This window comes from Paenibacillus sp. MMS20-IR301 (genome assembly GCF_032302195.1).
Lineage (GTDB): Bacteria > Bacillota > Bacilli > Paenibacillales > Paenibacillaceae > Paenibacillus_AQ.
Genome location: NZ_CP135275.1, coordinates 3,369,919 through 3,382,857, shown reverse-complemented (window position 1 = coordinate 3,382,857; position 12,939 = coordinate 3,369,919). Strand labels below are relative to the sequence as shown.

Below are 12,939 nucleotides of genomic sequence, written 5' to 3'. Positions count from 1 at the left end.
AGCCTATGTGTGATGCCAGGCATTATTGTATGTCCTTCTGAGAATTTTCTAAGTTAATCTTGTCTGTTCTGCAGCCGCCGCCTCCGCTCCAGCAGGGCCCGTGGTTCCGGGTAAGCTTTTCTGCTCATGGATTCCAGCTCTTCCGTGCTGATCTCCTGCTTGATTACAGCAAAGTGGTACATGATCTCATGGACTACATTAGACTGGAGGGTTCTCAGTACTTCCAGCTCCTCGCTTTCATAGAGCGCTTCGTCAAAAGGATACTGGTAGAAAAGCTCCATTCTCAGCAGCCTGAAATCAAAGGGCGGCGGGGAAACCGGATAATCCGGAATTTCCGGTGAGAGCGGGCTTAGTGAAGGCTGAAAAAATCTTCCTGTGAGGTAACGCGGAGTATATTCATCGAATTTCTGCTTGAACAAAGGATTGGAGACATGCGGGAAGCTATGGGCATAGGGTGAGAGAATGCAGACGACTGCCTGATGTGTGCTGATTCTGTAAATCTCGGACATCGCCGCAAATAAGTCGCTTACGTAGGGCATTACCCGGCTGGCCATAACGAATTCTGCAGTATTATCCGGCAGCGGAATCCCCTCGCAAATATCGCAGACGATATCCACTCCAGGGTATTGCAGGCGGTCGATTCCCAGATAACCCGACTCTTTGCCGGTTCCGCAGCCGATATCGATTCTCAAGGGAAATCACTCCTTCAAAGGGTTGAATAAAGGCTCTCCACCATTGTATTAATCCGGCGGTTCTATGCTTACGGCGGATGCCCAGCACCGTCCGGCAAGTTTATACACCCTGGCTGGCAGGGTAATTGTCTGTAAAGCAAGGCAGGCGAGAAGCCTTGCCGTCAGATATCCCGAGGAGGTACTTAGCATGAGAATACACCGTTTACGCTCACTGCCTGCCTTAGCCGCAGCTGCAGTATTAATGCTGGCCATTACAGCCTGCGGCGGAGGTCAGTCCGCTGAGGCGCCCGGAGAACCGGCTGTCAGCCCGTCGCCTGTGGAAACAGCGGCTGCAGAAGCTCCAAGCCCTGTTCCTTCACCGGGTCCGGAAGCAACTGAAGAAGTGCAGATTATTCAGGGCAGCGGGAGATACATCGGGCAGATCGATAACCATTCTGTAGAAATCGAGACAGAGGAGGGGCCGACTGCCTTCGAGCTGGGTGCAGGTACAGAGACTGCTCCGGAGCTGCTGGAAATGGATGATGCCGTTGTTTTTGCATATGTGGAACGGGTTGTAGGAAGTGATGAAACGGCCATTCAGCGGGTGCTGTCCAGCCTGAATAAGGCAGACGGGGCGGAGGCTCCTTAAGGCTTCGGGCCGCAAGTTTTTGCCTCCCTGGATTCACTGGTTAACAGTTGAAAAAGTTATTTTATTGTAACCTTTCTGGACAGAAACTTTTCTCATCCCCGTTACGTCAAATAGATAGCAAAAAATGAGATTTTTGCCTATCCAGGAGGGTGAGCGTGTGAAGAAGTTATGGATTTCTATTCTTGTAGGGTTAATGGTGTTTCCGGTGCTCTTTGGGGTTCCGGCACGGGCGGCCACACCGATCAAAGTCATCATTGACGGGACTGCGTTGTCGATGGATCAGCCCCCGGTAATGGTGAATGGACGGACTATGGTACCGCTGCGTGCAATCTTTGAAGCTTTCAATGCCAGAATTCTCTGGGATCAGAAGACACAGACTGTAACGGCAACTAAGGACAGCACGACTATTGTGCTGAAAATCGGTTCAAAGAATGCTTCAATTAATAATAAGTCGGTTACTCTGGATGTGCCGGGCCTGAATCTGAAGGGCAGAACCATGGTGCCGACACGGTTCGTTAGTGAAGCGCTGGGCCGTGAGGTGGGCTGGAATCAGACCACCAAGGTCGTAACAATCACTTCGCCGGCGGTAGACAACGGCAACACAAGCTCCACGCCGGTAACCGGTGTAACCGGGCAGGATGTGAGCGACTACGGGGACGGCCGGGATTTGCAGGTCAGCTTCGTGCGGGGAGGTAATGAGGCGCTGGTTGACCAGTACCGGGTGTTCATTGTCAAAACAGGATACGGGCTGAATCTGTCCTCGGTCCAAACGATAGCCGCTGCTAATTACACTGCCCTGCCTGTTACAGGAGCCAATCCGTCGTTCACCTTAACTTCGGGTTCACGTACCATGGACGGCGATACCATTAAGAATGATCAGGGATATACAGTGTATGTCCTGACAATCGGCAAAGGAAATAATGCCAATGTGCTTTCCAGCAGCTCTTCCACAGTTACACTGGTGAACAAGACGGCTGCAATACTGGGAACCATTCAGGTGAATGATACTAATGATTACAATGACGGCCGGGATGTCCTCGTCAGCTTCAACAAGCTGGCTGATGAGTCCAAAACAAGCTCCTACCGGGTATTCGCCGTTAAGACTGCGAATTATACCTCCTTCAACCTGGCTGCCGCCAATGCGGTTCCCGCTGCAAACTATACGGTAATCAGCAAAACAGGAAGCAATATTTCCCAGGTTCTGTCCTCAGGCGCCAGGGATACTGACGGGGCGCTGATCAGAAACGGTATCAGCTACCGCGTATTCGTGATGGCGGTAAATAGCAGCAATACAGCGAACAGCCTGTTATCCGCTGCTTCTTCAGTTCTGACCCTGTCTACTGCAGGAATCAGCAATCTGAGTGTCAGCGATGTCAATGACTATAATGACGGCCGGGATCTGCGGGTCTCGTTCACTCATGCCGCAGATGAAAGCTATATCAGCCAGTACCGGATTATGGTCGTGCCTACGTCCTACTACAGCAGCTTCAGTGTATCAGAGGCGAATAACGTGGCAAGCGCCTACTACTCAGCTGTAGGCACATCAGGCTCCTCTACCAGTCTGGTGCTGTCCTCCTCCACCCGGGATGTCCGGGGTTCATTGATTAAGAACGGAATTAATTACCGGGTCTATGTCTTGTCGGTGGGAAGCGGCTCGAATTCGGGTTCCAATATCCTGTCGCCTGCTTCCGCAGAAATTATGCTGTGGAATGATTACAGCCTGAGTGCAGTAACGAATCTGGCTGTCAGTGATGTGAATGACTATAATGACGGCCGTGATTTGAAGGTAGCCTTCAATCATGCTGCGGATGAAACTTATGTCAGCCAGTACCGGATTATGGTCGTGCCTACATCCTACTACAGCAGCTTCAGCCTGTCCGATGCGAATAGTGTGTCGAGCGGCAACTATACATCTATAGGTACATCAGGGTCGGTAACCAGCCAAGTGCTGGCTTCAACAACCCGGGATGTCAGAGGCTCTTTAATCAAGAATGGAGTCAGCTACAGGGTGTATGTAGTATCCATCGGCAGCGGAACTTATTCCGGAACCAATGTATTGTCTGCCAGCTCGGCGGTTATAACGCTGCTGAACGGCACAAGCGTGACTGCGGTTACGGACCTGAGCGTGAGCGATGTTGATGATTATAGCGACGGCCGGGATCTGCGGGTAGCCTTTACCCATGCTCCGGACGAAACCTACATCACCCAGTACCGAATTTTGATTGTGCCTACCTCCTATTACAGCAGCTTCAGTCTGGCTGATGCGATTAATACGCCGTACTATACTGTCGCAAGCACTTCAGGCAACAGCACCAGCCAGGTTCTTGATGCTTCGGCAAAAGATGTGCGGGGCGCGGCAATTAAGGACGGAGTCGGCTACAAGGTGTATGTGTTGTCGGCTGCAGACAGCAATTATTCCGGTCCGAGTGTGTTATCGGGTGCCTCGTCAGCGATTACATTAGCAGGCAGAGCACCGGTCGTGTCCGTAACGAATGTAACGTATGGTGTCAGCAATAATGTAATCCGGGTCAGCTTTACCAGATCCTCGAATGAAAACAACATTTCCGAGTACCGGGTACTGATTGTTCCTGCCAAACAAGGATTTGGCCTCAGTGATGCTCTTGGGGTACAGTCTTCCTCGTATAATGCGGCAGCACCAAACGGAGCAGATCTTACTATTGCGGCAGCGGCGAGGGATGTTAACGGTAATGCTATTAGCAGCGGGGTGAAATATAAAGCTTATATTCTTGCTGTTTCAAAAGGCAGCGGTTCACAGACCGGCGGCCTATCTGATTCAACGGAAGATTTCGAATATTGAGCTAATGCGCTACAGTTCCATTATGACCGCAAAAACAAAACACAGCATGACTCCGGTTTGCGGAGCCATGCTGTGTTTTATTCTGGAGTTACTTTTTTTCGCAAAGGTAAGGCTTAGACTGCTCCGGCATTAACCAGGACAGACGCAATCAGCAGCATGAATATCAGCAGAATAACAGCGTTAATGATAGTGCCGATAATGGCAAAAACTTTCCGGCGGCTGCGGAGAGTAAGGCCGATGATCCCGATGATGGTGCCGATGACATTAATGGCGGCAAGGAGCAGTACAGACACGCCTGCAAACATAATTATTTCGGGTGAACCGGCGATAAGTGCGTCATTAACCGGCCGCGAATCATCGATGAAGGCAGCTGCCTGAACACCGATATACACAAATGTAAATATGTAGCCTGCGAGTGTAAGCATAGCTATGACAAACGAGGCGATGCCGGGTCCTGAATGCTTAAAGCGGACATTGCCTGCCGGCGGCAGGTGCTCCTGGCCGGTATACCCGGCGTGGTCCGGTGAATTCCATTCTGCAGGCGGTACGGCGGTTGTTTCCGGTTTCGGGGGAGGATTATAATCCATGGGCTGCACTCCTTGGGATTGAATAGGATAGATTAACTTTTCCATAAGATGGGTTGAAAAGCAAGTGTTATGTGGAGGGCTGTTACATCCTGCTGCTGGCAACTGGGCGGCTGTATACGTTAAGATAGGGAGAAATTCTAGTGATAAGGGAGCTGAAGATTTGATGCAGAATAAATGGGTGGCCTGGGGAGCTGTGCTGGCGATGCTGTCTGTCGGAATCGGGGCGTTCGGGGCACATATGCTGAAGTCAGTGATCAGCGAAGATTATCTGAAGGTGTATGAGACCGGTGTCCAATATCATATGGTGCACGCACTGGCGCTGATTCTGCTCGGGCTGGCGGCAGGACAGTGGGGGGAGAGCATGCGGCTACGCTGGGCCGGCCGGCTGATTGCTGCAGGCATTATCCTGTTCTCCGGCAGCTTATATGTTCTGAGTACATCCGGCATCAAAATTCTCGGAGCCATTACACCGCTTGGCGGGGTGTGCTTTATTGCCGGTTGGATCTTCTTCGCAGCCGAAGCCTTCTCGCGCAAATCCGCCTGAACCGCCGGCTGCCCGCTTTGCTGTGAAGCAGGGCTGTTCTGCCCGCAGCAATAAAACAAGCATCCTCAGTCCGGAGCTGTCCGGGAGGATGCTTGTTCTCTCTTCAGATAAATTCATCAATCTCATTGAGATTGAAGGTATACACATGCTTCTCATCAACATGGTATACGCTTAAGGAGTTGGATGCTTCATCGAAATTGAGGATACGGCAGGGCATGGACAGCTGTTTGCCTTGCCGGTTCGCCCTCAACCGGACGAGCTGGTTATTCTGGATATATTGCCTGATCTTCCCGAAGACATCCGCTGGTGTTTCGAGAGGTGCGGCAGGGGCCGCTTTTTTGGCAGGAGTCCGTTCAGCAGGCTGTTCAGCAGGCTGTGCCGCCGGTTTGCCCGGCAGCTTAACAGGCACCTGTGCAGGGGTGTTTTGCAGTGCAAGCTTGGCAGATCTCAGCAGCGAATCAATCGTCTTTCCGAGCTCCAGACCGGAGTTGATCTTGAAATCTGTAACATTGTCACTGTTGTTAAGCAATTCCAGTAAGTACTGCAGTGCAAGCGGGTTAGTCCGGGCATTAATCAGGATGTCGACATTGAACAGATAATTGCCGTCGGTGTGTTGTAGTTTCTTGTCCATTAATCCCCCAGCTTTATCGTTTATACGATCTCAAGTATTATAAAGTATATAAACTATACCATTTAATGAGCAAAAATTATATACCTCCAGGCAGAGAATTAAGGACTTAGGGCCCCGGTATTTTCTCCTTCATATAGGACCATCGTCCACACACGGCCAGGGCCTGGCGCATAACTTAGAAGCGTGGATTGTGAAAATAGGGAGGTGCCGCAATTGGTTACAATGGAGCCTGTAGAGGTGGGCGGTCATGTTCTGGTTGGTGTAGAGGTGAAGCTGCCCAAAACAACACTGCTCACCATAAGCACCAGCCGTGGTTATATCATGTGCGGGGCGCTGGATATAGGATTACTCAATGAAACGCTGAGTGACCGGCAGATTATTGCTGCACGGGCAGTAGGCGTGCGGACACTGCCGCAGCTGCTTGCTGCTCCGCTTGAATCTGTAACTCTAGAGGCGGAAAAGCTTGGTATTGTGCCGGGTATGACCGGGGCGGAAGCCCTGCTTCTTATGATGTAAGGCAGCGGTTATGCAATTTGGTGAACTAAGGGAACTATATGGTTCCCTTGGCTCACCTGCAGGGCCGGGTTTATTGCAGAACTGAGAGCATAAGGCGGTGCAGATTGGCTTATCCTATGGGGAGAGGGCAGCCCGTGCCATGCAGCCGGAGTAGTCCGGAGGGAGCGTTTCCCAGGAGCAGCTTTGTTTCGCCTTACAGGCAGCAGGGTAATTGGAGAGTAGATTAACCGGATGGCTTAATGATGGACAAGCAGCCGGCAAAATTATGGATAAGGAAGGGATCATCTCATGGCAAAAGCATCAAATAAGGTCAATACAGCCTCACTGGAACAAGTACTTAACCGTCAAGTGGCAAACCTGAACATATTGTATGTGAAACTGCATAATTACCACTGGTATGTGAAGGGGGAGCAGTTCTTCTCCCTGCATGAGAAATTCGAAGAGCTGTATGATGACACTACTCTTAAAATGGATGAGGTCGCTGAGCGTCTGCTGAGTATTAAAGGCAGCCCGGCCGCCACGATGAAAGAATATCTGGAGCTTGCTACCATTCAAGAAGCTACCGGCAAGGAAGATACCCGGGGCATGGTGCAGTCACTGATTGAAGACTTCGCCACACTGGCGGAGGAGCTTAGTGAAGGCATTGAGCTGGCGGAGCAGGGCAGTGATCAGCCGACTGCTGATCTGTTCATCAAGATCCGCACCGATCTTGAGAAGAACCAGTGGATGCTGCGTTCATTCCTGGGTTAAATCTGATGCTGCCAGGCACAACAGCCTAGCACCAGCCAACAAATAAAGCCTCCTGCGGGAGGCTTTATTTGTTGCTGCTTATCCGATTACACTTGGATAAAGAGATTTTATAAATGTGCTATAGATTGAACTATTAAACTTTAGCTTAGCGTTACGGACATGAGAGACCTTAAGCCTGCAGAAAGGTACCGGAGTATCGGCCTTACGGACATGAGCGCCGCTATTTCACCGGAAAAGCGGAGTTTGCCCATGATAAGCGGCGGATAAGGGCCACAAGCTATATAGTGCAATTTGTAGACTTATGCTGCAAGAGATATAATTCTTATGTGTGATTCCCCGTTTTTCGGGAAAACCTGGATAAAGCATATGAAAATTGAAAATCGTTATTTGTAAAAAAACATCCTTTGTAATAAAATTAGTGAGAATCATTGATAATCAGCTTGATTCAATTTATAATAATTACAATGTGATACCAAATCTAATTGCTTGTAATCAGGGAAATCCTGTGTCAATACAACTTTCTGATTTCGCAAATCGACGAGTGGAGGGAATATTAATTATGGCAGCAGATTTTGTCATTGAGGGACTGAAAGCGACGATTGAAGGAAAAGAAATTCTGAAGGGGATTAACCTTCAAATGAAGGGCGGAGAAATTCACGCCATCATGGGACCGAACGGTACCGGTAAAAGTACCTTGGCTTCTGCGCTGATGGGTCATCCGAAGTATGAGGTTACTGAAGGAACGGCAGTGCTTGAAGGTGAAGATCTGCTGGAGATGGCTGTTGATGAACGTGCCCGTGCCGGGCTGTTCCTGGCTATGCAGTATCCGAGCGAGATCAGCGGTGTGACGAACTCCGACTTCCTGCGCAGCGCGATTAACTCCCGCCGTGAAGAAGGCAATGAGATTTCCCTGATCCGTTTCATCCGGCTGATGGAAGCTAAGATGAAGGAGCTGGAGATGAATCCGGAATTCCTGCACCGTTACCTGAACGAAGGCTTCTCCGGCGGTGAGAAGAAGCGTAACGAGATTCTCCAAATGATGATGCTGGATCCGAAGATCGTCATTCTTGATGAAATCGACTCCGGTCTTGATATCGACGCACTCAAAATTGTTGCTGAAGGCGTGAATTCCATGCGCAGCCCGGAACGCGGCTTCCTGGTTATCACTCACTACCAGCGTTTGCTTAACTATATTAAGCCTGATTACGTGCATGTTATGATGCAGGGCCGGATTGTGAAGTCCGGAGGACCTGAGCTTGCACAGCGTCTGGAAGCAGAAGGCTATGAATGGATTAAGGAAGAACTCGGCATTGAAGACGAAACTGTAGGACAAGAAGCTTAGAAACGCTGGAAGGAGGAAACCACTTATGACGACGCAAACCATTCTTCCCGTGGATGCCCAGCAGCTAGGCGAGCTATCGCAGAGCAGCGGCGAACCGGGCTGGCTGAAGGACAGCCGCTTGAAGGCACTGGAGCTTGCTGCTGAGCTTGAATTGCCGAAGGTAGAGAAGCAGCGGATTGACCGCTGGAATATCAACAGCTACGGAGAGTACAAGGCAAGCCAGGCCATCGCTTCACTTAGCGAAGCACCGGCAGCCATTGCCGCCCTGATTAAGGATCAGGAGCAAGGCAGTCTGATTATTCAACGGAACTCAGGTGCGGTATATGCTCATCTGGCTCCTGAACTGGCTGCACAGGGCGTTATTTTCACCGATTTGCAGTCTGCCGTCAAAGAGCATGAAGATCTGGTGCAGCGTTATCTGCATAAGGCAGTACTGCCCGAAGAGCATTCCATTGCGGCACTGCACGCTGCATTATGGAACGGCGGGGTATTCCTCTATGTTCCGAAGAATGTCATCATCGAGACTCCTCTGCAGGCGGTATTGCTGACCGATGATGCTGAAGCAGCATTTGTTCCGCATATTCTGATCGTTGCTGATACGAACAGCTCCGTGACCTACGTGGATAACTACGTATCCGATAAGACGGAGGCGGGACTGCACAACGGTGCTGTTGAAGTATTTGTCGGCGCAGGTGCCACGGTACGTTATGCTACCGTGCATCAGCTCGGCCAGGATACCACGGATATCACTTACCGCCGCGCAGTGGTGGACAACGATGGTACGATTGAGTGGATCATCGGTGAGATGAACTACGGCGATACGGCCAGCGATACAAAATCTGTACTCAAAGGCAACGGATCAAGCTCGGACGCCAAGGTTATTGCTGTCGGCTCCGGATCGCAGAAGCTGAGCTATACTACCCAGGCGCAGCATTTCGGCAAAAACACGCCGAGTGATATGATTACCCGTGCGGTAATGCGGGATTCCGCGTCTTCGATTATTAACGGAATTACCAAAATTGAGAAAGGCGCGACCAGAGCTGACGGACAGCAGACCGAGAAGGTGCTGATGCTTAGTCCTAAGGCACGCGGCGATGCCAACCCGATCCTGCTTATAGATGAAGATGATGTAACTGCCGGCCATGCCGCTTCCGTAGGACAGGTCAATTACGAGCAAGTCTATTACCTGATGTCCCGGGGAATTACACGGCATGATGCAGAAACACTGATTATTTACGGCTTCCTTGCTCCTGTAGTGTCGCAAATTCCACTGGAGGGACTGCGCAATCAGCTCCAATCTCTTGTGGAAAGGAAGTTAGGCCAATGATTAGCAGCTCTATCCGGGAGCAGTTTCCTATCCTGAACCAGAACATTAACGGCCATCCGCTGGTCTATCTGGACAGCGCGGCAACTTCACAGAAGCCGCGCCAGGTCATTGAAGCGGTCAAGGCTTATTATGAGCTGGACAATGCCAATGTCCACCGCGGGGTGCATACGCTGGGCAGCCGGGCAACCGATGCTTACGAGGGTGCCCGCGAGAAGCTGGCGAAGTTCATTAATGCCCGCAGCACCAAAGAGATTATCTTCACCCGCGGTACAACCTCCGCGCTCAATATTGTTGCTTCCTCTTACGGCCCTGCCGTACTCAAGGAAGGCGATGAAATTGTAATTACCCAGATGGAGCATCACAGCAACTTCATCCCCTGGCAGCAGCTGGCGAAGAAGACAGGGGCGACCCTGAAGTTCATTCCGCTGCAGAAGGATGGAACGGTAACGCTGGAGGATGCGGAGCAGACGATTACGGATCAGACCAAGATTGTGGCCATTGCCTATGTATCCAATGTTATGGGTGTCACCCATAACATTAAGGAGCTGGCAGCCATTGCCCACCGTCACGGCGCAGTAATTGTTGTAGACGGGGCGCAGAGCACACCGCATATGAAAGTGGATGTGCAGGATCTGGACTGCGACTTCTATGCACTGTCCGGCCATAAGATGCTTGCTCCTACCGGGATCGGCGCGCTGTATGGCAAGAAGGCGCTGCTGGAAGCGATGGAGCCAGTGGAATTCGGCGGCGAGATGATTGACGATGTCGGCCTGTACGAATCGACCTGGAAAGAGCTGCCGTGGAAGTTCGAAGGCGGCACACCGATTATTGCCGGTGCAGTTGGTCTTGGGGCAGCGATTGATTTCCTGCAGGAGGTGGGCCTCGATAACATCCACCGGCATGAGATGCAGCTTGCAGCCTACGCTGAGCAGCGGCTCTCGGAGATTGACGGCCTGACCATCTACGGTCCCCAGGGCCGGCAGGTGGGCGTAGTGACCTTCAATCTGGGTGATGTCCATCCGCATGATGTGGCTACCGTACTTGATGCCGAAGGCATCGCTGTCCGGGCCGGCCATCACTGCTGCCAGCCGCTGATGCGCTGGCTGCAGGTCAGCTCAACCGCCCGGGCCAGCTTCTATCTGTACAACACTGAGCAGGATGTTGATGCGCTGGTTCAAGCCTTAATTAAGGCAAAGGAGTACTTCAGCTATGAACTTGGATGACTTGTATAGACGCGTAATTATGGATCATTATAAAAATCCCCGGAACCGCGGTTCATTTGAAGATGACGCGCTAAAAATCGAGCTTAACAACCCTACCTGCGGTGACCGCATTACGCTGCAGCTCAAAGTAGAGGACGGCATCGTTAAGGATGCCCGTTACAGCGGCGAAGGCTGCTCGATCAGCATGTCATCGGCTTCAATGATGACGGAGGCGGTCAAAGGGCAGACGATCACACATGCGCTTGAGCTTGCTGACAGCTTTTCCTCGCTGATGAAGGGTGAAGATGCAGATTTCGGAGATTACGAAGATATAGAAGCCCTGTCCGGTGTAAATAAATTCCCGGCGCGGATCAAATGTGCCACTCTGGCCTGGAACGCGCTCCGCAAAGGTATTGAAGTAGAAGACGGGCATCAACAACATTAGAACAAGGAGGCTGACACCATGGCTAAGAAAGCGCCTGATATGGAGGAATACCAGTATGGATTCCGTGATGAGCACAAGTCGATCTTCCAGTCTGGTAAAGGACTCACGGAAGAGATCGTCCGGGAAATCTCCGCAATCAAAAACGAGCCGGAGTGGATGCTTAATTTCCGCCTGAAATCACTGGAGCAGTTCCGCAAGATGCCAATGCCTCAGTGGGGCGGCAATCTGGATGAGCTGGATTTCGACGATATTCAATATTATGTAAGACCTTCGGAGAAGCAGGGAAAGACCTGGGAAGAAGTACCGTCCGAAATTAAGGAAACCTTCGATAAGCTGGGTATCCCTGAGGCGGAGCAGAAATTCCTGGCCGGCGTCTCGGCCCAGTACGAATCCGAGGTTGTCTATCACAGCATGCAGAAGGACCTTTCGGATCAGGGCGTAATCTTCACGGATACGGATACTGCCCTGCGCGAGCATCCGGAGCTGTTCAAGAAATTCTTCGGCACGATTATTCCTCCGGCTGACAATAAGTTCGCCGCACTGAACAGCGCTGTATGGTCTGGCGGCAGCTTCATCTATGTTCCTAAAGGCGTGAAATGTGAAGTGCCGCTGCAGGCTTACTTCCGCATTAACTCCGAGAACATGGGACAATTCGAGCGTACCCTGATTCTAGCGGATGAAGACAGCTTCGTGCATTATGTAGAAGGTTGTACAGCCCCAATCTACAGCACGAATTCCCTGCATAGTGCAGTTGTCGAAATTCTGTGTATGAAAAACGCCCGTGTCCGTTATACAACGATCCAGAACTGGGCGCCGAACATCTACAACCTCGTTACCAAACGTGCGGTTGCTGAAGAGAATGCCACCATGGAATGGGTGGACGGCAATATCGGCTCCAAGCTGACGATGAAATATCCTGCGGTTATCCTGAAAGGCCGCGGAGCCAAAGGCTCGGTATTGTCGATCGCGGTAGCCGGTAAAGACCAGCATCAGGATGCCGGCGCGAAAATGATCCACCTCGCACCTGACACAACTTCGACGATCGTGTCCAAGTCGATCAGTAAGCACGGCGGTAAGGTAACCTACCGCGGACTCGCTTCCTTCGGCCGTCAGGCGGAAGGCGCGAAATCCAATATCAAATGCGATACGCTCATTCTGGATAACCAGTCCACCTCGGACACGATTCCTTACAATGAGATTATGAACGATAATATCGTGCTTGAGCATGAAGCGACGGTATCCAAGGTGTCTGAAGAGCAGCTGTTCTATCTGATGAGCCGCGGCCTTTCCGAAGCCGATGCGACCCAGATGATCATCATGGGCTTCATTGAGCCATTCACCAAAGAGCTGCCGATGGAATATGCGGTTGAGATGAACAGATTAATCAAATTCGAGATGGAAGGGTCTATTGGTTAACCTTGATCTATAAGGGTTTTCGGGCTTGAAAGGGGGTGGCC

At 51.1% G+C, this 12,939-nt stretch carries 13 protein-coding genes; 10 read left to right on the top strand and 3 right to left on the bottom strand.

Translation table 11 applies throughout. The features are described from left to right. Positions 1–53: 53 nt before the first annotated feature. Positions 54–692 (bottom strand): class I SAM-dependent methyltransferase, encoded by a 639-nt coding sequence (locus LOS79_RS14830; protein ID WP_315421105.1) that lies wholly within the window; start codon positions 690–692, stop codon positions 54–56. 187 nt (positions 693–879) lie between these two features. On the opposite strand from LOS79_RS14830, the gene LOS79_RS14825 reads away from it, so the two are divergent. Both LOS79_RS14825 and LOS79_RS14820 read left to right on the top strand, forming a co-directional pair. Next, positions 880–1,320, top strand: a complete 441-nt coding sequence (locus tag LOS79_RS14825; protein WP_315421103.1) for a hypothetical protein — start codon at positions 880–882, stop codon at positions 1,318–1,320. A 157-nt stretch (positions 1,321–1,477) separates the two neighbouring features. After that, positions 1,478–4,138, top strand: coding sequence for a copper amine oxidase N-terminal domain-containing protein (locus tag LOS79_RS14820; protein WP_315421100.1), 2,661 nt, complete (start codon positions 1,478–1,480; stop codon positions 4,136–4,138). 113 nt (positions 4,139–4,251) lie between these two features. Here LOS79_RS14820 and LOS79_RS14815 read toward each other — a convergent pair whose 3' ends face one another. Further along, positions 4,252–4,725, bottom strand: coding sequence for a hypothetical protein (locus tag LOS79_RS14815; protein ID WP_315421097.1), 474 nt, complete (start codon positions 4,723–4,725; stop codon positions 4,252–4,254). A gap of 163 nt (positions 4,726–4,888) precedes the next feature. Between LOS79_RS14815 and LOS79_RS14810 the strand changes: the two genes are divergently transcribed. Beyond that, positions 4,889–5,269, top strand: a complete 381-nt coding sequence (locus tag LOS79_RS14810; protein WP_315421095.1) for a DUF423 domain-containing protein — start codon at positions 4,889–4,891, stop codon at positions 5,267–5,269. 103 nt (positions 5,270–5,372) lie between these two features. Here the strand turns inward: LOS79_RS14810 and LOS79_RS14805 are convergent, their stop codons facing one another. Beyond that, positions 5,373–5,900 carry a hypothetical protein gene (locus LOS79_RS14805; RefSeq protein ID WP_315421092.1) on the bottom strand — a complete coding sequence of 176 codons (528 nt, stop codon included), beginning with the start codon at positions 5,898–5,900 and terminating at the stop codon, positions 5,373–5,375. A 213-nt stretch (positions 5,901–6,113) separates the two neighbouring features. Here LOS79_RS14805 and LOS79_RS14800 point away from each other — a divergent pair, with 213 nt between their 5' ends. The 7 genes from LOS79_RS14800 (at position 6,114) to sufB (ending at position 12,898) form a co-directional block, all read left to right on the top strand. Continuing rightward, positions 6,114–6,416 carry a YunC family protein gene (locus LOS79_RS14800; protein WP_315421090.1) on the top strand — a complete coding sequence of 101 codons (303 nt, stop codon included), beginning with the start codon at positions 6,114–6,116 and terminating at the stop codon, positions 6,414–6,416. Positions 6,417–6,704: 288 nt separating this feature from the next. Further along, on the top strand, positions 6,705–7,166 hold the full coding sequence (locus LOS79_RS14795) for a Dps family protein (RefSeq protein ID WP_315421088.1): 462 nt from the start codon (positions 6,705–6,707) through the stop codon (positions 7,164–7,166). 559 nt (positions 7,167–7,725) lie between these two features. Continuing rightward, positions 7,726–8,508, top strand: coding sequence for a Fe-S cluster assembly ATPase SufC (sufC, locus tag LOS79_RS14790; protein WP_315421086.1), 783 nt, complete (start codon positions 7,726–7,728; stop codon positions 8,506–8,508). 25 nt (positions 8,509–8,533) lie between these two features. Then, the gene (sufD, locus tag LOS79_RS14785; protein ID WP_315421084.1) at positions 8,534–9,835 is read left to right on the top strand and encodes a Fe-S cluster assembly protein SufD; all 1,302 of its coding nucleotides are present in this window, start codon (positions 8,534–8,536) and stop codon (positions 9,833–9,835) included. Continuing rightward, on the top strand, positions 9,832–11,058 hold the full coding sequence (locus tag LOS79_RS14780; protein WP_315421082.1) for a cysteine desulfurase: 1,227 nt from the start codon (positions 9,832–9,834) through the stop codon (positions 11,056–11,058). Before sufD ends, LOS79_RS14780 begins: the two co-directional genes overlap by 4 nt. After that, the gene (gene sufU / locus LOS79_RS14775) at positions 11,045–11,482 is read left to right on the top strand and encodes a Fe-S cluster assembly sulfur transfer protein SufU (RefSeq protein WP_315421080.1); all 438 of its coding nucleotides are present in this window, start codon (positions 11,045–11,047) and stop codon (positions 11,480–11,482) included. The genes LOS79_RS14780 and sufU overlap by 14 nt, the downstream gene beginning before the upstream one ends. Before the next feature lie 18 nt (positions 11,483–11,500). Further along, on the top strand, positions 11,501–12,898 hold the full coding sequence (sufB, locus tag LOS79_RS14770; protein WP_315421079.1) for a Fe-S cluster assembly protein SufB: 1,398 nt from the start codon (positions 11,501–11,503) through the stop codon (positions 12,896–12,898). The last annotated feature ends 41 nt before the right edge of the window (positions 12,899–12,939 follow it).